General features: G+C 54.5%; 16 protein-coding genes. 6 read left to right on the top strand and 10 right to left on the bottom strand.

All coding sequences use genetic code 11. From position 1 onward, the window contains the following. Position 1: 1 nt before the first annotated feature. The 8 genes from TEU_RS05470 to TEU_RS05435 form a co-directional block, all read right to left on the bottom strand. Positions 2–877 (bottom strand): homoserine kinase, encoded by an 876-nt coding sequence (locus tag TEU_RS05470; protein WP_050002818.1) that lies wholly within the window; start codon positions 875–877, stop codon positions 2–4. Then, on the bottom strand, positions 877–1,944 hold the full coding sequence (locus TEU_RS05465) for an aspartate kinase (protein ID WP_050002817.1): 1,068 nt from the start codon (positions 1,942–1,944) through the stop codon (positions 877–879). The genes TEU_RS05470 and TEU_RS05465 overlap by 1 nt, the downstream gene beginning before the upstream one ends. After that, complete coding sequence (locus TEU_RS05460; protein WP_050002816.1) at positions 1,944–2,954, bottom strand: methionine synthase; 1,011 nt, start codon at positions 2,952–2,954, stop codon at positions 1,944–1,946. The genes TEU_RS05465 and TEU_RS05460 overlap by 1 nt, the downstream gene beginning before the upstream one ends. Position 2,955: 1 nt before the next feature. Beyond that, a complete protein-coding gene (locus TEU_RS05455) occupies positions 2,956–3,885 on the bottom strand; it encodes a uroporphyrinogen decarboxylase/cobalamine-independent methonine synthase family protein (RefSeq protein ID WP_050002815.1) in 930 nt (309 codons plus the stop codon). Further along, positions 3,882–4,940 (bottom strand): methylenetetrahydrofolate reductase C-terminal domain-containing protein, encoded by a 1,059-nt coding sequence (locus tag TEU_RS05450; protein WP_227738773.1) that lies wholly within the window; start codon positions 4,938–4,940, stop codon positions 3,882–3,884. The genes TEU_RS05455 and TEU_RS05450 overlap by 4 nt, the downstream gene beginning before the upstream one ends. Continuing rightward, positions 4,940–6,037 (bottom strand): cystathionine gamma-synthase family protein, encoded by a 1,098-nt coding sequence (locus TEU_RS05445; protein ID WP_050002813.1) that lies wholly within the window; start codon positions 6,035–6,037, stop codon positions 4,940–4,942. The genes TEU_RS05450 and TEU_RS05445 overlap by 1 nt, the downstream gene beginning before the upstream one ends. A gap of 223 nt (positions 6,038–6,260) precedes the next feature. Further along, positions 6,261–6,920 (bottom strand): Ribonuclease P protein component 3, encoded by a 660-nt coding sequence (locus TEU_RS05440; RefSeq protein ID WP_050002812.1) that lies wholly within the window; start codon positions 6,918–6,920, stop codon positions 6,261–6,263. Continuing rightward, a complete protein-coding gene (locus TEU_RS05435; protein ID WP_050002811.1) occupies positions 6,917–7,375 on the bottom strand; it encodes an RNA-binding protein in 459 nt (152 codons plus the stop codon). Before TEU_RS05435 ends, TEU_RS05440 begins: the two co-directional genes overlap by 4 nt. A 201-nt stretch (positions 7,376–7,576) precedes the next feature. On the opposite strand from TEU_RS05435, the gene TEU_RS05430 reads away from it, so the two are divergent. After that, entirely contained in the window at positions 7,577–9,331 is a 1,755-nt protein-coding gene (locus TEU_RS05430; RefSeq protein WP_050002810.1) for an N-6 DNA methylase, read from the top strand. Between the two features lie 11 nt (positions 9,332–9,342). On the opposite strand, the gene TEU_RS05425 is transcribed toward TEU_RS05430, so the two are convergent. Next, on the bottom strand, positions 9,343–10,251 hold the full coding sequence (locus tag TEU_RS05425) for an AccI family restriction endonuclease (protein WP_081947207.1): 909 nt from the start codon (positions 10,249–10,251) through the stop codon (positions 9,343–9,345). A 117-nt stretch (positions 10,252–10,368) separates the two neighbouring features. Here TEU_RS05425 and TEU_RS11630 point away from each other — a divergent pair, with 117 nt between their 5' ends. Next, positions 10,369–10,689, top strand: a complete 321-nt coding sequence (locus TEU_RS11630) for a transcriptional repressor (RefSeq protein WP_144244825.1) — start codon at positions 10,369–10,371, stop codon at positions 10,687–10,689. 5 nt (positions 10,690–10,694) lie between these two features. On the opposite strand, the gene TEU_RS05420 is transcribed toward TEU_RS11630, so the two are convergent. Continuing rightward, positions 10,695–11,279 carry a 50S ribosomal protein L15e gene (locus TEU_RS05420; RefSeq protein ID WP_050002808.1) on the bottom strand — a complete coding sequence of 195 codons (585 nt, stop codon included), beginning with the start codon at positions 11,277–11,279 and terminating at the stop codon, positions 10,695–10,697. Positions 11,280–11,398: 119 nt separating this feature from the next. On the opposite strand from TEU_RS05420, the gene TEU_RS05415 reads away from it, so the two are divergent. The 4 genes from TEU_RS05415 (at position 11,399) to leuS (ending at position 18,565) form a co-directional block, all read left to right on the top strand. Then, positions 11,399–12,046, top strand: coding sequence for a phosphatase PAP2 family protein (locus tag TEU_RS05415; RefSeq protein WP_050002807.1), 648 nt, complete (start codon positions 11,399–11,401; stop codon positions 12,044–12,046). A gap of 25 nt (positions 12,047–12,071) precedes the next feature. Further along, a complete protein-coding gene (locus TEU_RS05410; RefSeq protein ID WP_050002806.1) occupies positions 12,072–13,142 on the top strand; it encodes a M24 family metallopeptidase in 1,071 nt (356 codons plus the stop codon). 430 nt (positions 13,143–13,572) lie between these two features. Then, a complete protein-coding gene (locus TEU_RS05405; protein ID WP_050002805.1) occupies positions 13,573–15,288 on the top strand; it encodes an MGH1-like glycoside hydrolase domain-containing protein in 1,716 nt (571 codons plus the stop codon). A 373-nt stretch (positions 15,289–15,661) separates the two neighbouring features. Then, positions 15,662–18,565 (top strand): leucine--tRNA ligase, encoded by a 2,904-nt coding sequence (leuS, locus tag TEU_RS05400; RefSeq protein ID WP_050002804.1) that lies wholly within the window; start codon positions 15,662–15,664, stop codon positions 18,563–18,565. Positions 18,566–18,630 lie beyond the last annotated feature (65 nt).

The following is an 18,630-nucleotide window of genomic DNA, read 5'->3' as shown; positions in this document are numbered from 1 at the left end:
CCTACCACACTGCTCCAACACCTGCCCTCGTAACGTAGACGTCCGAAGCAACACCCATCTCCGCAAAAGCCCCCGCAACGGCCTCACCTATGTCCTCCGGATCCTCCCCAAGCGCGAACACTGCGGGGCCTGAGCCCGAGACCGAAAGCCCGTACGCCCCCGCTTCGAGGGCCGCTTCCCTAACCCGGTCGTACCACGGCATGAGCCTCTTCCGGTACGGAAGCGCCACCGGGTCGTCAAGGAGGCGGCCCACGGCGGGAAGGTCCCCCTCCCTAAGCGCCAGAACGAGGGAGCTGGCGAGTGAGATGGCCCTGACGGCGGTATCCAGCGGGACGCTCCCCGGGAGAACCTCTCTGGCCTTTCTGGTGGGGATTTTGAGGTGCGGGAGGACGATGACAACGTCGAAGTCCACGGGAACCCTCATCACTTGGAGGGGCGCGGTTGACGTTATGAGCGTGAAGTCCCCGTAGTAGGCGGGAACAACGTTGTCGGCGTGGGCGCTTCCCGCGGCGTGCCTCTCGCCTTCCATTGCCGCCCTCAGGATAAGGCGCTCGTCCTCGACGCCCAGCGTCCTGGCAGCCGCCAGGGCCCCCGCGAGGGACGAGGCCCCGGAGCTTCCAAGGCCACCGGCAGGAGGTACACCCTTCCTGAGCTCCAGTTTGAGCGCAAGCTCCTCCCCGACGAGAGAAGCCAGGGCCTTCGCGGAGACCACCGCGACGTTTCTGCCATCTGAGGGGACACTGAACCCATTAACTCTCACCTCCCACTCGTTGGACTCCCTGAAGGTGAGCTCGTCATAGGGAGCCCCAACACCGACGCCGAACACGTCGAACCCCGGCCCGAAGTTCGCTATGCTCGCGTGGACGCGGACGCGCATTACACCACCTCCAGAGGCACTGGTCTCCTCGCACCCAGCAGGTTCCAGTGGAGGGAGTTCAGGAAGCCTCCAAGGGAGCGGCCCTCAACCCAGAAGGACACGACCCTTACACCGTCAATCTCGAAGGTCTCGCCGCTGTACCCGTAAACCGCATCCGCCCCAACGACCGAGACCCTGAAAAGGCCGTCATCTCCCGTGTACGTTATAATCGGCATCCCAGAGTCGGAGGTGCCCACGATTGTGGAGAAGACCCAGTCCTCGGTTCTCCCGATAAGCAGGGGGACTCCAAACTCGGTAGCGCCTGGGTGCAGTGCCCTCATTCCAAGGGCGGAGGCCACCCTCACCTTTTCCTTCGAGACAAACGGCACTGGACGGGCAAAGGGAACCCTCCGGGGGTCGGCGGTGTAGATTCCATCAACATCGCCCATTATTAGAACAGCGTCCGCGCCTATCGCCTCCCCCAGGACGGAGGCCGTGTAGTCGCTTCCGTTCCTCCCAAGGGTAGTCCTGTAGCCGCGGTAGCCACCGACGAAACCCGGCACCACGGCCACAAACCCCTCCTCTACGGCCTCCCTCACCTGGGCGCTCCGGGACAGGGTCCCCCTCAGGCTGACCCTGGCGTTTCCGAAGTTGCCGTCCGTAGCTATGACCTCCCACGGGGCGAAAATGACAACGGGCACGCCCCTCGCGGAGAGGGCTTCTGCGAAGGCCCTCGCGGAGAGCAGCTCGCCGAATGATAGCACGTGGTCGAGAAAGGCCCTCTCGCCGGGAAACGAGCCCCTTGACCTAACGGCCTCCTTCAGCTCCCTGAAGAAGGGAGAAAAAATGGAGGGGTCAAGGCCGTGCGCCCTCGCGAATTCCCTGTGCCTCTGGATTATCTCATCGAGGCCCTTCCCAGTTTTTGCCAGCCTGATGAGGGCGTCGGTAACCCATTTCAGAGCGGAGACGACCACGGCCACCTCTCCCGCATCCCACAGGCGGGCGGCGAAGGAGACCGCCGAGTCAAAATGACCCGCCACCGAGCTCCCACCGAACTTGACCACGAGCCTCTTTCCGGAGCAGAGCATCAGGCGGACCTCCTGAAGGGGATTGTTTCCCTCCCAGCCCTCTTAAGCTCCCGCCTGACTATCTCAACGCCCCTGACCATGTTCACGAGCTTCTGGTACGCTATCCTCCTGTCGAGGAGCTTCAGTCCGCAGTCTGGGTTTACGTACAGCCGCTCAGGCTCGACGTACCCCATGACCTTTCTGATTGCCCTCGCGACCTCTTCGGGACTCTCAACGCGCGGGTTGTGCACGTCAACGACACCGAAACCAAGCTCCCCGTGGGTGAGCTTCCTCAGGAACTCCATGTCGCGGAAGCCCCTGTTGGCGAACTCAAGGGCAAACTGGGAGACGTTAATCTCATCGAAGTAGTCGGCGAGGAGGTTGTAGTTGGAGTAGCAGACGTGGAGTCCAAACTTCATGTTAACGCCCTTCACGGCCCTGTTGATAGCCTCAACCGCTATCGGAACCTCGTCGGGGTGGTTGAGCATCGCGGGTTCGTCGAGCTGAATGAACTTCGCCCCCTCCCTCTCAAGGAGCTTGAATTCCTTGTTGAGTATCCCCGCGAGCTCAAAGGCCAGCTCTTCCTTGCTCGAATAGTACTCGTTGAAGCTCCACTCGGCTATCGTGTACGGGCCGGTTATCGGGACTTTGACGACTTCCCTCGTGGTGTTGGCCTTAATCCAGCGGAACTCGTCGAGCACAAGGGGCTCGCTGTACTCAAGCTTTGAGACGGCCGCCGCCTTGTTGAAGTAGGCGTTGCCCCAGACCCTCACCGGGCCGTAGAACTTGAAGCCCGATATCCTGGCCGTAAAGTGCTCGGTCATCTCGCTTCTGCCCATCTCACCGTCCCAGGGGATGTCTATACCGGCCCTCTCGTGCTCCCTCAGTACGGCAACGCTCGCGTCCCTTATCGCCTCCCTGAAGTCCTCCTCCTGGAGCCTGCCGAGCTCGTAGAGGCTGTATATCCTGAGGAGCCACCTCGGTTTTGGATAGCTCCCTATGACGCTTGTGGGAAGGATTGGAAGTTCCACCTCACTCACCTCCGAGCTTTCCAAGGAGCTTCAGCTTCCTCCATGCGACGCTCTCCGGGAGGAAGTCGAGGAGCGTGTTCGGAGTGACGTAAAGCTCCCGATACCTCCTGAGGAACGGTTTGAGCTTGTCCACGAGCCTGTCACGCCGCTCCATCTTCGTCTTCCTCGCGTCCACTATTCCAAGGGCGGGCCGTCCCTGGAACCTCTCCGGAACCGAGCCCTCAACGAGGTCAAAGTTTACGATTACACCCTCCGGCAGAACGCGCGGGGTTCCGAAGTAGGTAACCACCCACAGCTCCTTCCTGCGGGAGAGGTCTTCTATAAGCCTCTTCGCGGTTTCTCTGGACACGGAATCGCTCTTCTCCCTCGTGGCCCTTGAGAGCTCGGCCGCCAGGACGGGCTCCTGGAGTTCAACGAGCCCGACCGGCAGCTCCTTTATGAGCTCGGCCAGGACTCCGGCGTAGGCCTCGGCCAGCTCGTCAAGGCTCTTGTAGGCCTCGTTTATGGAGTGGTACGCCAGGGTCACTGGGCCGGGCAAAACCGCCTTGAGGGTGGCCTCAGGGTAGACCTCCTCTTTTATTCCAAGCGCCGTGTTGAGCCACTCAGGAATCGGGTTCTCCCTCAGCGAGAGCTCGCCCCTAACCACCGGGGAGCGGTAGAAGAAGTTGTTCTCGTAGAACTTGAAGAGCCCGTTGACCTCAACGCCGTCTATGAACCCTATCAGCGGGTTGAATATGTCGTCCCAGCGGTAGAGGCCGTCGGTGATTACCTTTATGCCTGCATCCTTCAGCTTTACAAACGCACGCCTTGTGTGCTCCACGTAGGCCTCCTCAAGCTTCTCCTCGCTAAGCCTGCCTATTGAGTACTGCTCTATCTTCTTTGCCAGTGAAACAGGCCTCGGAAGGCTACCAATCAGAGCGGGGACTATCATTCCAACACCTCCTTAACCAGTTCTCTTGCCTCGCCCCAGAGCTCGACCCACTCATCGGCGGTCCTCGAAACCACAATCAGGTTGATTCCCCCTTTCACGTCGAGCGCCTTGACCTCCTCAAGGAGCCCCTCAAACGTGTCGTCTCCCGTTGGAATGCCCATTCTTTCGAGGAAGGGCTTCATATCCTGCCGCAGGGGGTAGACTAGGGAGACGACGACCGGAACGTCAGATTCGTAGACCCTTCTGACTTCTTCAAGCACCTCTGAGACCGCCCAGACGCTTTCCTTCCTCGCGACCACCTGGGTGAAAAAGACCTCCACACCCGCGATTAGCTTCCTGAGGAGCCTCCTCGCCTCGACCCTCGGCCGGTAGTGCGGGTTCATCGCCCCCGCGACTATCGGACGGCCCCCCACCGGAACGCGCTCCCCTGGGGGAAGCACACCGGCAAAGACTATCCTTGCAAGCCTGATCAGGTTGGCCGAGTCCAGGTCAAAGACCGGCCTGCTGGGCATTGAAAGGCCTGGCCAGTCGCCCGTCGTGAGCAGAACCGCCTCGAAGCCGAAGACATGAGCGGTCCTGAGCTCCGACGCCAGCGCCGACAGGTTCCTGTCCTTGGCTGTTATGTGAGGCATCACGCCGAGGCAGGGGGCAACGTCCTTCAGGCGGGTGCCGAAGGCCACCGGGTCGAAGTGCGGGTAGCCGAGCGGGTTGTCGGGCACGGTAAAGAGGTCGGCCTCCACCGCGGCGGCGAGCCTGCGTATGTCCCCCTCCGAGCGTACTGCCCTGACCGGGAACTCCACCGTGAGCACCTTGCCGCGGGTGACCTTCTCCCAGAGGGACGAGTCCGCGGGCCCTGGGTCGGAGTCAACCAGCCTCTCCAGCTGGGCCAGGAGGGGGTGCTCGTCAAAGAGCATCTCCTGCTCAAGCGGGGATAGGCGCTCGATTACGCCCTTCCAAGGGCAGGGTTCCCCGGTTGCTTCGCACCTCCCCTCAACAACTCCCCCGCAGGGGCCGTTGAGGAGCTTCTTTGGACAAGTGTACACCCTGAGCTCCATCACCTCCCCAACGCTCTGTCAATGTCTTCTATCAGCTCGTCGACATCTTCAATGCCGATTGATAGACGCACAAGGTCGTCTGTGATTCCGAGAAGCTCCCTCCGCTCCGGGGGCATTGTTTTGGCCGCGCTCATGACGGGGTAGGAAGCAATGCTTTCAACGCCCCCAAGTGAGGGGGACGGGAATATCTTTCTCAGGGAGCGGAGAAAGCCCACCGCACCCCCCTTTCCGCCCGCGTGCTTGAAAGAGACCACACCACCGTAGAGGGGCCTCTCAAAGAGCCTCCGCGCGGTTTCGTGGTGGGGGTCTTCTTTAAGGCCGGGATAGTGCACCTCCCGCACCCTGGGGTGCTCGCTCAGGAACTCGGCCACTGCAAGTGCGTTTCTGCTCAGCCTCTCAAAGCGGACTTCAAGGGTCTTCATACCCCTCACGACGAGCCACGCATCCAATGGCTGGATTATTGAGCCCAGCCTCCTGCGCCAGTGCCAGAGTCCGGAGACGTCAAGGCTCCCGAGGACTATCGCCCCTCCAAGGACGTCGTTGTGGCCGGCGATGTACTTCGTGAGGCTGTGGACGACCCCGTCGGCGCCTGCCTTGAGCGGGTGGAAGACTGTAGGCGAGAATGTGTTGTCAACGACGACCTTCGCCCCAACTTCCCGCGCCCTCTTTATGACTTCGGGGACGTCTATCACCTTCAGCGTAGGGTTTGTCACCGTTTCAAGGAGCACGAGGGACGTGTTCTCCCCAATCGCCTCGGCTATGGCCTCTGCACTCGGATAGGCAAGTTTGACCCGAACCCCGAACTTGCCGAGCTCCTCCGCAAGCTGAACCGTCGTGCCGTAGGCCTCCATCGGGACGACGACCTCGCTTCCCGCTGAAAGCTGGGACAGGTAGAGGCAGCTTATTGCCCCCATTCCGCTGTTGAAAGCCAGGGCATCGCGCCCGCCCTCAAGCAGGGAGACGCTCTTTTCGAGAACCCTGACGGTGGGGTTCTCTTCCCTGCTGTACTTCAGGTCAAAGCCCCTGTCTGAGAGCTCCGTTTCACCTGCCTGCCTGAACACCGCCGTAACGTAGACCGGCTCGTGGAGGGGTCTCATGCAATCACCGACACAGAATAAGGGGCCCAATTTATATATTTTTCGACATATTCTTAGACACTAAATATTCTTGAGAGTTATACAACTTTGAAAAGTCACAGAAAAGACAAGTCAAGCTTTCTTTTCCCACTGGATTTTAACACACAAATGCCAAAATTAGAAATAATTTCTGCCAAAATTGCAATTTGGTGATGAAGGCATGAGAAGCAGAATCCGCCCCGGCTCAGACCCCGGATAAAATCTTCCTCGGATGGAAGTTCAGGCTCGCCCTGGCCTCCGGAATTTCCATTCCTATGTTTATTCCAAGGCTCATCAAGTCCCTCGGCCCGCGGACTTCCCATTTGCTCTCCGCCGAGCTGGTGATGAACCGGGGCACGCGGTACTTCCTGACGAGCTCCCAGGCCTTTGCCATGAAGCGAAGCATCAGCGCCCGCTCATACGGGCCAGCCCGCAAAAGCGGGGAGAGCGAAAACCCTATGGCAACGCCCCTTCTCCCGGCCATTCCCGCTAAAGTGTGGTCGAAGCCGTAGTCCCTCCTGCCGAGCCAGGGGCTTATAAGGGCATCTGCCTTGGCCTCTATTGCCATCCTGTTGACCCTCATGTCCCCGCCCTGAACGTAGAGCAGGGCCTTCAGGTTTCTGCTCTTGAACTCGCGCACGAGGCTCGGCTTTTTGGTGACCAACAGGACGGCCACCTTCCCGTAGGCCTTCCTCAGCTCCCGGAGCTCCTCCTTGAGCGAGTCCCAGTCGGGCTCGCGGTCGAGGACGAGCTTTTTGGTGAAGACCACCTCGTCAAACCACTCGCTGGCCAGCTCGTAGGCTTCCTCGCTTCTCACGTCCATCTCGATGAAGTAGTCCCTTGAAAACGAGACTTCCTCGCTCATTCCCCGTCCTCCAGCCACTCCATGACTGACTTAACGACGGCCTCTTTCCTCATCGGAAAGGCCTTGACCTTTATCTTGACCTGAATCGTGTCGCCGCCCTCGTCTATCTCGGGCTCGCCGAGGTACGCCTTCTGCTTGTTGAAGCGGACGTAGAGCGTCCCCTCTTCGTCAACCTTCTCCTCAAGGTTCTCAAGGATGTAGCGCTTTGCTTCCTCGTCAAGGAGCTCCTTGAAGTGCCTGAGGAAAGCCCTCACAGCTTTGCTCCTCTTTATCTCGACGTTAACGACCTTAATCGGGTTCCCGAAAAAGCCCTCCGTCTCAAGGATGTCGAAGTGAATGTCCTCGTCGTCGATTTCCTCGGGAATGAACGTCCCTATCGCCTCAAGAACCTTGTCCTCATCTTCAGTTGCCTGGATGAACGTGGTAATCCTGACGTGGTGTGCCCTGAGCGTCATCTTCTCCCACCAGAACTCCTTTGGAGGAGGGATTTAAAAAGGTGAGTGGCACTCCGGGGGCACGGACGGTCAGCCTAAATACATACCTATCGAGAGACATCAAAACTTTCAGAAGAACACCAAGAACGGCTTCAGAAGAAGATAGTACAAATAAAACAACAACATTTAAATGCCATAATGCATTCCTCGCTGTGAGGTACAATGACCACATCAAAAGTACCTGAAGCGTACAGAGCAGTAAAGAGCAATCCTAAACTATTATCTTTGTGGTTAGTGTCTAAAGAAATTGCAGATAACTATGGAATAAGAGATTTTGAAGTCGATCTTCAATCATTTCATGAACAAGAACGCCCATATATTTTAGAGCTACTAGAAATTAGGAAAAAACTCCCAGCAATAGTTGACAGAACGAGTGTAGAACAGATAAAAGCACGGATACATAATGTCGATCCTGCAGATTTGTACATAAACATTCTAAACGTGACGTCAAGGCGAGCATGGGGACAGTTCTGGACCCCGGATAGGATTGCGGAATGGATGATAGCTCAAACTATAGCCGAGTCTTCTGAGAAAATAACCTCGATTTTTGATGTCGGTTCTGGAGGAGGTGCATTTTTGAAGAAGGGATATACATTAGGCATTAAACACTACTATGGTATTGAAAAATCACCAATTTTACTAGATATTTTGCGATACCAACTAACTAAATATCCATTCAGAAAATATAAGTTAATTCTTGGAGATTTCCTGCTAAAAAAAGATCTCCCTTCTGCAGATTTATGGATCTCTAATCCCCCCTATACCAGACATCATGCCCTAGGGGATCTGAAAGAGGTATATTTGGAAAACATTAAAAACAAAATCAGAATTACACCCCCCAAAAAATCTAGCTTGTTTGTGTATTTTGTTCTTAACATACTTGGACATCAAAGACTGTGGAAGTATGCTACTATAATTACTCCTCGTCTTATATATGACTCAATTTCTGCGAGAAGAGTCAAAAAGTTCATTATAACATCAGAAATGTATCCAAAGAGACTCGACATATTTGATAACCAGAATGTATTTCCCGATGCCGACGTGGGAGCAGTTATTTCGTATTTTGATTCTTTAAATAAGCCAGATAAGATATCAATGAATTTGTGCAAGATCAATAATAAAATAGAGATACAACTAAAAAAGAACATTGACGTAAAAAAATTATCCAACGATGCATACTGGACTATGCTCGTATATGAAGCCAACCTTTCTTTTGAGGGTATTCCGCTTAAAGAAGTATTTAAAATAATGCGCGGAGTGGCTACAGGAGCAAATTCTTACTTTTTGTTGTCTGAGGAAGAACTGAGAAAATTTGGTCTCCCACGTGATATAGCAATCCCTGCAATCTCGCGATCAAGAGACGTTAAGGGTATGATATTCACAAAAGAAGATTGGGAAAATCTAAAAAACAAGGGGAAAAAAGTATATTTAATTGACTTAACAAAAGGGGAACACGACATAAACGTTAGAAAATACATCAAACGAGGCGAAGAGGAAGGGATTCCTCAAAGAAGCCTAGTAAAAACTAGGAATCCTTGGTATAAACTCGAAAAAAGGGATCCCCCCGCGATTTTCGTATCGTACCTCTCCAGAGGCAGGCCAAAGTTTGTATTGAATGATGCCAAAGTCGTGCCCCTTAATTCGTTCCTATGCCTATATCCCAAGATTAAATTGTCTCGCGAGACGTTAGTTAATATTGTCAAATTCTTAAATGGAGAAGAAGTTCAAGAGCAACTCAGAGCTACTAGTAAAAATTATGGAGAGAATACGATAAAACTTGAGCCTCGTGAATTAGATAAGATATTACTGCCCCCAGAAATTTTGGACAATAGTATCTCCTCTAAACAAAAATCTAATCAAAAAACATTATTTGAAATTTTTGAAAAACACAAAAAGTTGAATAACAAAGAAATGTAGTTCTTGTCAATCTAACCACACCCTAAGAACACTTTTTCTGCTTCTTCTGTCATTTTTAAAATACCCCCTACAGGCTTTACAAAGGGTATAATCTGACCATTCGACTGTTCAATGATACCAGCCTTAAATTGAGGTTTCTTCGTGAAAACACCAAATTTAACCCCCGAGCTATATGCAACCCTCAAAACGGCTTTAAGAGATTCCGAAGAGTCTGCAGGTCTATCACCATACTTCTGAACAGTTAAGAGTATCCCCTTGTTTTTCCATAACTGTGACAGTACTCCATTCCGTTTGCCTTTCTCTCGCTGGAATAGTTCCCTGAGTTTTGTGTCGTTAAGGATAGGGACTCCATAGTTATTTAGTGTATCCAATACCCAATCAAAAGACACCATGAATGCCTGATCCAAGAAGACCTGAACCGAATAAATGGGCTTGTTGTAGTGTTCTTTCCATTGTACTAATCCGGGTAAATCTTCTACCTTAATCCAAATTGTTGGCAGTGTCATGTTCTTTTTTGTGATTGGTTTTCCATAGTCCGGCATTTTAGAAGATATCCACATGCTCATTTCGACCTCTATCCCACCAAGACTCTTTTTAACAATATCTTCAATGTCATCTTCAGGAACAACAGTTAGATCCTCGGGGAGCTCATTTTTTAGATCCTCATATACTTCTCGTTTGAATACGAGGATGTCGGGACGTTTTCCATATTTTTCTATAGACTTATACTCCTGCCAATACTCAGACACTTTCGACTTATCTGAAGGGCCTACCCCCGAACGGCCATAGTACAGTGCCACAAGGGTACCAGTACTGTTTATTGACTCGTAGACTTTTTCTTCTGCCCATCTACCCTGGTGCCAACGTATTGCAAATCCAGAATTTCTAAATTTGGGAGCATTGTTTTTTCGAGTCGTCATATATTACTATGTGCGAAAGGGATTATATGAGATTTTTTTGACAATGCACGAAACATGTTAACAAGAAAAACAACAAAATTACAAAAAGGTCACAATAAGAAAGAACATTGATGTAGTATGAATGATGCAAAAACTATAGCTAGATTACTAAAATCATTGTCCTCTGAAACGCGGATAGAGCTTTTGGAAATAATATCCGAGAAAGGTGAGCTCTCCGCCGCAGAAGTATTTAGAGAGTACTCACAGCGCTATAAACCTCTTCGCAGGGAAAGCATATACAGAGAACTCGAAAAAATGGTTGAAACAGGGGTTTTGAGCAAAAAATATTGCACACGCTCGAAGAAAATTCTATATTATACAACCATCAACACCTTGGTAATTCGGCTAGAAAAAGGTGTACATGTTGAAATAATTTCAAAAAACTCAAAAAAAGAATAACAACATCACTTGCCCTTACCCTTGTTGGCCCTCACGCTGGGCCTGACCTTTTCGGCACCCTTACCCTTGTTCCTCAGGCCGCGGCTCTTCCTGCCGGCGCTGGTGAGTCCGCGGAAGACCCTACCCTTGTGGGGCTTGAGGGCAATCCAGGCTATCTTCGGGTCGCTCTTTATGACCGGGTGGTGCGGGTCGACCATTATGACCTCAAACCACTTGTACATTCCGTCCTCGCCAACCCAGTAGGAGTTGAGAACCTCGAGGTTCGGGAACTTTCTCGCGGCCTTCTCCTCGGCTATCCACTGGAGGCTCTTCTTCGGCGAGTACTTGACCATACCCATCTTGCTCGGCTTCCTTCCGCCCTTCCAGCGGGGCCTCTTCCTTCCTCCTCTTCTAACCCTAACGCGAACGATGACGTAGCCCTGCTTGGCCTGGTAGCCGAGCGAACGGGCGCGGTCAAGCCTCGTCGGCCTCTCAACGCGAACGACAACGGGCTCTCTCCTCCACTTAACCATCCTCTTCTTGAGGAGCTCTCCCACGTAGCTCTTCTTGGGGCTCTTCCAGGCTTCCCTAATGTACTTGTACATTCCCATCTCTTTCACCTCTTCCCTGTTTGTGGTTCTCCGCAGAGCGGAACATCCCGCGGGCGAACCCGCCCAGTCGGTCGAGTTTCGAGGGTTAGTTTTTAAGGGTTGCGGATTAACTGGATATGATGGTCAGAGAAAAACTCAGACGCCTCGTCCCGTTCATTATCGTTTATATCTCCTGGTACGCCTACGCCCTGGTTTACCCGTACATAGGTCGCTGGAGCGTTGATATACTCCCGCACTTCCTCAAGCTCCCGCTGACGTCATACCACTTCGAGTACTCCCTCGTCAGCTGGACGGTCTCACACAGGGCATTCCACGCCTTCATGAGGGCGATTTACAGGGCGGGCTTTGCAGGCAGCTTCTGGTTGCCGGCGCTCTATTTTGTCCTCACCCAGCAGGAGAAAGCCAGACGGCTCGCCACCAGGTTCGCACTCGGCTTCGGGATACTGGCAATATCCTTCCTGATATTCCACGTCCACGCCCCCCATGTCGTCTACGTCCTCCCGGAACGCTACGCGCCCAACGACTGGACGGCAAGACCGGAGTTCGTCTTCCCGTCGCCCCACTGCACACTGGCGTTCATAGGCCTGTTTTCGGTTCTGGAGACAAAAAGAAAGGACGCAATACCCCTGGCAATCTTTCTTGCGCTCGTCCCACCCTCGACGGTTTTCCTTGGGGAGCACTGGGTATGGGACGCAGTGGCAGGCCTTCTCGTGGCACTTGCCGCGGTAGAGATTGAGAAAGATGGCAGAAAATTGTTTAAGGCCTGAAGAGAAATAACTAAAAGGTGGTCGTATGCGGATCGAGAAGTTCGCAAAAGTAATGAAAGAGAGAGACTTCGATGGGGCGCTTATAAGTCCCGGCTCGAACTTTTACTATCTGACTGGCATTAGAATCCACGAAGCAGGCGAGAGGCCGACCATTCTCGCAGTAAACCCGAAAGGGGACTTCCACATCCTCGCACCGAGCCTCTACGAGAACGTTATTGAGGACGTTCCTGTTACGTTCTGGCGCGACGGGGAGAACCCCTATGCAAAGCTCGCAACGATTATGCACGACCTGAGCCTGAGCGATGGAAAACTCCTGATTGAGAACACAATGCGCGCAGACTGGCTCATAGAAATCAGCAGAACTGTCAGAATGAGGCCTTATCCCCTCAGCATCGTTATGAAGGAACTGAGAATGCGAAAAGACGACGATGAAATCAGGCTCATGGAGAGGGCGGCAAAGGTCGTAGACGAGGTTTTCAACGAAATCCTGAGCTGGGATTTGGTTGGGATGACTGAGAGAGAGCTCGCCCTAAAGATAGAGCTCGCGATAAGGGAACGCTCGGACGGAATCTCCTTCGAGCCGATAGTCGCTTCCGGTGAGAACGGTGCCAATCCCCACCACGAGCCGGGGGACAGAAAACTACGGAAAGGAGACATGGTGGTGCTCGACTACGGTGCAAAATGGAAGGGCTACTGCTCGGACATAACGAGGACGATAGCCCTCGGACAGCCAGATGAAAAGCTCATCAAGATTTACGAGGTTGTCTGGGAGGCTCAGGAAAACGCGTTTCAGACCGTAAGGGAAGGAGTAAAGGCAAAGGAAGTTGACAGGGCCGCGCGGGACACGATAGCAAGGGCCGGCTACGGCAAATACTTCACCCACAGAACCGGGCACGGTCTTGGCCTGGACGTCCACGAGGAGCCGTACATCGGCCCCACCGAAGAGACAGTCCTCGAAAACGGCATGACTTTCACAATAGAGCCCGGCATCTACGTCCCCAGTCTCGGAGGTGTCAGGATAGAGGACGACGTTGTTGTATTGAGTGGTAGGGGAAAGAGGCTAACAAAGGCGGAGCGGGAGCTAATAGTGCTTTGAACCCGTGGCCGGGAAGCGGCCGAATGCACTACTCAACACATTTTCCATTTCTCAATGCACTTTTGTATCCATTGATACTTGTTTTCAGTCACAAAAATTTAAGAAGCGATGGCCCTCCCCGCCGGAGAGGTGAGAGCAATGGTGAGTCTCAGAGAGGTCGTCAAGAAAAAGATTATCGAGGGCAAAATCGGTCTTGAGGACGTCCCGATACTGCTCCTGTGCGGGCTGGGCTCGTGCATGGACAGGAAGAGATGAGGGATTTCTTTATTTTTTATCCCTTAAAGCCTGAAAACGGCTGTTTTGGTATCGCATCAGTGCCTTTCTGCACCTACTTAAGAAGCCGTGAGCATGCTGTTTAACAGCCTCACGACGGCCATGGTGCCGAAAAACCTTTTATACTCCCCAAGATACACACTACGGGTGAAACGGCGTGCTCACGGCTTCTTATGGCCACGAAATCGCGATTCTAAACGAAATTTCGGGGGAAGCGGACTACATAGCCTACGATACAATTTTTCTGCGGGGCGTCGGGGTTTCCATTGAGGGGGCAAAGCTCCTTGAAGTGTCAGGAGGGGAGGGCATAACCGCAGTTTACCGGGCCGGAAAGTGCTACGTCATCAGGAGAATAACAACCGGAAACGGCTACCATGAGGGGGTGCTCGTCTTCAACCCCACCCATTCCCCGGTTGAACTGGACGTAGCGTTCAGCTACTCCACGCCTTTTGAGGACATCCTTGAAGCTGACTGGGGGAGAGTCGAGAGGCACCCGCTCCAGGAGGGCAACACCCTCGTCTGGAAGGGGGCCGACGGCAGGGTGCGGCGGCTGAAGATAGAGGAGAAGAGCGGAAAGATAACCGTCGCGCCGAGGAGCACCGAGACGTGCTTCCTGCGGGCAACACCTTCGGTCGAGGGTAGCCACCAAATAGCTCCTCCGCTCCCGGCTGGTATAAAGCTCGACTTCCTCGTTCCAAGGGCAGAACCCTACATCGGGGGCATGGCGGCGAGAGACCTTGAGCGCCTCCTCGTGAGGGTGGACGGGAACCTCTTTCCGCTTGCCGGAATCCCGTACTTCGCCGCCATCTTCGGCAGGGACAGCCTGTGGACTTCGTTCTTCCTCCTCGATGTATTCCCAGAGCTTGCGCGCGGCGTCCTCCTGACCCTGGCCAGACTCCAGGGAAGGAAATGGGACGAGAGGAGCGAGGAGGAGCCCGGAAAGATACCCCACGAGTACAGGTTCGGGGAGCTGTGCCAGGCCGGCAGAATCCCGTTCTCCCCCTATTACGGGAGCGTTGACTCCACCCCCCTCTACGTAGCCCTGGCCGGCGAGTACCTGACAAGGACAGGGGACAGGGGGACAGTACGCACGCTCAGGGAGAGCCTGACCTCGGCGGTTGGCTGGATACTCCGCAGGCTTGGGGAGGGGGAAGGCTACATACGCTACGGGAGGGGCCTCCTTGAGAACCAGGGCTGGAAGGACTGGAAGGGGAGCATACCGGACGAGAGCGGGGAGCAGGCAGTCCACCCAATCGCGCTCGTGGAGGTGCAGGCCTACGCATACTGGGCGCTCAGGCTCGCGGGGGAGCTTGAGCTCACCGGCCTTGATGGGGAGATGCTCCTGAAGACGGCCAGGGAGCTGAGGGAGAGGTTCAACAGGGACTTCTGGACGGGTGAATACTACGCACTCGCCATAGACGGGAGGGGCAGGGCCATAGGGGTCGCCTCCTCAAACATGGGACACGTCCTCATAACCGGGATAGCAGACCGCATAGACGAGACCGCGGAGAGGCTGTTCAGGCCGAACCTGTTTTCTGGCCTTGGGGTGCGGACGCTCGGCACGGAGGAGAGGGCCTACAACCCGATGAGCTACCACAACGGGAGCGTGTGGCCCCACGACAACGCCATTATATGCCTCGGCCTCCTCAGGGCAGGAAAGGTGGGGGAGGCCAAGGCGCTCGCCAGGGCGCAGGTGAAGGCCTTCCGGGCGCTCGGAAAGATACCCGAGCTTTTTGCAGGCTTCAGCGAACCGGTGCCAGTTCCGTACGCAAACTGCCCGCAGGCGTGGAGCGCCGCCGGTGCGCTCGCGATGCTGAGGGTACTGGGAGGTGGAAGAAAGGTAAAATTCAGAGAACAGCGGGTTCGAGCCTAAGTTCGGGCTGGTGGAAGTAGGGGCGAACTTCCGGAGAATCCCCAGGGAGAGCGCCCGCTTCTACGGCACAGTCGCGCGGGAGAAGAGGTTGAAGCTGAACCCCGTGGAAGAGCCCACCTTTTAGGCTCGGCCTCTGTTTTTGGATTTCTTCTGCTTCTTCTTTATACTTTACCCCAACGTGCCCCGATGCAGCCCGCTCCGCCCAGCCAGGATTCCAAAAGATTTAAATATCAAAAACCCTACTCGCTCCGATGCCAATGAGGGGGGAGTGTCTTCTCCACCGCTGGTTGCAAAGCGCCTGATTTCCTGAAAGACTCCCCTATTCTGGAGTATCGCTCATGCTCTTTTGAAAAAATTCTGAGGAGGTATGGCCATGGCTGAGCTTAACTTCAAGGCCATTGAGGAGAAGTGGCAGAAGCGCTGGCTTGAGGAGAAGGTCTTCGAACCCGACAGAAACGCGAAGCCCAAGGAGAAAAAGTTCTACATCACCGTCGCCTTCCCGTACCTTTCGGGGCACCTCCACGTCGGCCACGCGAGGACTTACACGATTCCCGATGTGATAGCACGCTTCAAGAGGATGCAGGGCTACAACGTGCTGTTTCCGATGGCCTGGCACATCACGGGAGCTCCGATAGTGGGCATAGCAGAGCGCATAAAGAACCGCGACCCGAAGACCATACACATCTACCGCGACGTCTACAAGGTTCCGGAGGAGATACTCTGGAAGTTCGAGGACCCCAAGGAAATCGTCAAGTACTTCATGAGGGCCGCGAAGGAGACGTTCATCAGGGCAGGTTTTTCAGTTGACTGGACGCGCGAGTTCCACACTACCAGTCTCTTCCCGCCCTTCAGCAAGTTCGTAGAGTGGCAGTTCTGGACGCTCAAGGACATGGGGCTGGTCGTTAAGGGCGCCCACCGCGTCCGCTGGGACCCCGTTGTTGGAACCCCCCTCGGCGACCACGACATAATGGAGGGTGAGGACGTCCAGATTCTCGAATACGTGATAATCAAGTTCATCCTGGAGGAGAACGGCGAGAAAATCTACCTTCCAGCGGCGACGCTTAGGCCCGAGACGGTTTACGGCGTGACCAACATGTGGCTGAATCCAAACGCCACGTACGTCAAGGCAAAGGTCAAGCGCGGCGATAAAGTTGAGACATGGATAATCAGCAAGGAGGCCGCTTACAAGCTCTCCTTCCAGGACAGGGAGATTGAGGTCATAGAGGAGTTCAAGGGCGAGAAGCTCATCGGCAAGTACGTTAAGAACCCAGTAACGGGCGACGAGGTCATTATCCTTCCTGCAGAGTTCGTTGACCCGGACAACGCGACGGGAGTAGTCATGAGCGTTCCAGCGCATGCCCCCTTTGACCACATAGCCCTCGAAGACCTAAAGAAGGAAACCGAACTGCTACTCAAGTTCGACATCGACCCGCGCGTCTTAGAGGACATCACTTACATCTCGCTGATAGAGCTTGAGGGCTACGGCGAGTTTCCAGCTGTTGAGGAGGCTGAGAAACTCGGCGTGAAGAGCCAGAGGGACAAGGAGAAGCTCGAAGAGGCCACAAAGAACATCTACAAGGCCGAGTACCACAAGGGAGTATTCAAGATTGAGCCCTACAAAGGCAAGCCCGTCCAGGAGGTCAAAGAGCTCATTGCAAAGGAGCTCCAGGAAAAGGGAATAGCGGAGATAATGTACGAGTTCGCGGAGAAGCCCGTCATCTCGCGCTTCGGCAACCAGGCCGTCATCAAGATAATCCACGACCAGTGGTTCATAGACTACGGGAACCCCGAGTGGAAGGAGAAGGCGAGGGAAGCGCTCGCCAGCATGACGATTTACCCTGAGAGCAGGCGCGCGCAGTTCGAGGCCGTTATAGACTGGCTCGACAAGAAGGCCTGTGCCAGAAAGGTCGGCCTTGGAACGCCCCTGCCCTGGGACCCCGAGTGGGTAATCGAGAGCCTGAGCGACTCGACAATCTACATGGCCTACTACACGATAAGCAGGCACATAAACAAGCTCCGCGAGGAGGGCAGACTCGATCCCGAGAAGCTCACGAGGGAGTTCTTCGACTACATCTTCCGCGAGGACTTCAGCGAGGAGAAGGAGAAGGAGCTTGCCGAGAAGACTGGAATTCCAGCCGAGATAATCCACGAGATGAAGGAGGAGTTCGAGTACTGGTACCCGCTCGATTGGCGCTGTTCAGCTAAAGACCTCATTCCGAACCACCTGACGTTCTTCATATTCAACCACACGGCCATATTCAAGAGGGAGCACTGGCCGAAGGGCATAGCTGTGAACGGCTTCGGAACGCTCGAGGGCCAGAAGATGAGCAAGAGCAAGGGCAACGTGCTGAACTTCATAGATGCCATAGAGGAGAATGGGGCAGATGTTGTGAGGCTCTACATAATGGGCCTTGCCGAGCACGACAGCGACTTCGACTGGCGCAGGAAGGAGGTCGGAAAGCTCCGCAGACAGGTCGAGCGCTTCTACGAGCTGATAAGCGAGTTCTCAAGCTATGAAGCCAAAGAGGGCGTCGAGCTCAAAGCCATTGACCGCTGGATGCTCCACCGCCTTAACAAGGCCATCGAGGGAACCACCAAGGCCCTTGAGGAGTTCAGGACGAGGACTGCCGTCCAGTGGGCGTTCTACACGGTTCTCAACGACCTGCGCTGGTACATGCGCAGAACCGAGGGCAGGGACGACGAGGCAAAGCGCTTCGTCCTTAGAAAACTCGCCGACGTCTGGGTCAGGCTGATGGCACCGTTCACACCGCACATCAGCGAGGAGCTCTGGGAGAAGCTTGGAGGAGAGGGCTTCGTGAGCCTGGCGAAGTGGCCAGAGCCAGTCCCCGAGTGGTGGGACGAGACTGTTGAAGCGGAGGAAGAGTTCGTCAAGGCCTTCATCGAGGACGTCAAGGAGATAATCCGCGTTGCGAAGATAGAGAACCCGAGCAGGGTTTACGTCTACACAGCCCCCGAGTGGAAGTGGAAGGTCGTTGAGGTCGTTGCCGAGAAGAGGGACTTCAAGTCGGCGATGGCGGAGCTCATGAAGGACCCGGAGATGAGGAAGCACGGCAAGGAGATAAGCAAGCTGATACAGAGGCTCATCAAGGAGAGGGCCTTCGAGGTCAAGAGAATAGACGAGGAAAAGGCGCTGAGGGAGGCCAAGGACTTCATAGAGAAGGAGCTCGGCGTCGAGCTGATAATCAACCCCGAGGAGGACAGGGGAGGAAAGAAGAAGCAGGCGATGCCGCTGAAGCCCGCTGTGTTTGTGGAGTGAGGGACTATTCTCTTTTCATTTTAAAAATTCAGTCCAGCTATCAATTCGTCCTCGACTTATAAGAC

It is taken from the genome of Thermococcus eurythermalis, assembly GCF_000769655.1.
Lineage (GTDB): Archaea > Methanobacteriota_B > Thermococci > Thermococcales > Thermococcaceae > Thermococcus > Thermococcus eurythermalis.
Note: the sequence above shows the minus strand (reverse complement) of the source record. Positions and strands in the feature narration are given on the sequence as shown.

Bases quoted from the DNA above. Each gene is read 5' to 3' on its own strand.
- TEU_RS05470 (WP_050002818.1), bottom strand. From the start codon at position 877: ATGCGCGTCCGCGTCCACGCGAGCATAGCGAACTTCGGGCCGGGGTTC.
- TEU_RS05465 (WP_050002817.1), bottom strand. From the start codon at position 1,944: ATGCTCTGCTCCGGAAAGAGGCTCGTGGTCAAGTTCGGTGGGAGCTCG.
- TEU_RS05455 (WP_050002815.1), bottom strand. From the start codon at position 3,885: ATGATAGTCCCCGCTCTGATTGGTAGCCTTCCGAGGCCTGTTTCACTG.
- TEU_RS05450 (WP_227738773.1), bottom strand. From the start codon at position 4,940: ATGGAGCTCAGGGTGTACACTTGTCCAAAGAAGCTCCTCAACGGCCCC.
- TEU_RS05445 (WP_050002813.1), bottom strand. From the start codon at position 6,037: ATGAGACCCCTCCACGAGCCGGTCTACGTTACGGCGGTGTTCAGGCAG.
- TEU_RS05440 (WP_050002812.1), bottom strand. From the start codon at position 6,920: ATGAGCGAGGAAGTCTCGTTTTCAAGGGACTACTTCATCGAGATGGAC.
- TEU_RS05435 (WP_050002811.1), bottom strand. From the start codon at position 7,375: ATGACGCTCAGGGCACACCACGTCAGGATTACCACGTTCATCCAGGCA.
- TEU_RS05430 (WP_050002810.1), top strand. From the start codon at position 7,577: ATGACCACATCAAAAGTACCTGAAGCGTACAGAGCAGTAAAGAGCAAT.
- TEU_RS05425 (WP_081947207.1), bottom strand. From the start codon at position 10,251: ATGACGACTCGAAAAAACAATGCTCCCAAATTTAGAAATTCTGGATTT.
- TEU_RS11630 (WP_144244825.1), top strand. From the start codon at position 10,369: ATGAATGATGCAAAAACTATAGCTAGATTACTAAAATCATTGTCCTCT.
- TEU_RS05420 (WP_050002808.1), bottom strand. From the start codon at position 11,279: ATGGGAATGTACAAGTACATTAGGGAAGCCTGGAAGAGCCCCAAGAAG.
- TEU_RS05415 (WP_050002807.1), top strand. From the start codon at position 11,399: ATGGTCAGAGAAAAACTCAGACGCCTCGTCCCGTTCATTATCGTTTAT.
- TEU_RS05410 (WP_050002806.1), top strand. From the start codon at position 12,072: ATGCGGATCGAGAAGTTCGCAAAAGTAATGAAAGAGAGAGACTTCGAT.
- leuS (WP_050002804.1), top strand. From the start codon at position 15,662: ATGGCTGAGCTTAACTTCAAGGCCATTGAGGAGAAGTGGCAGAAGCGC.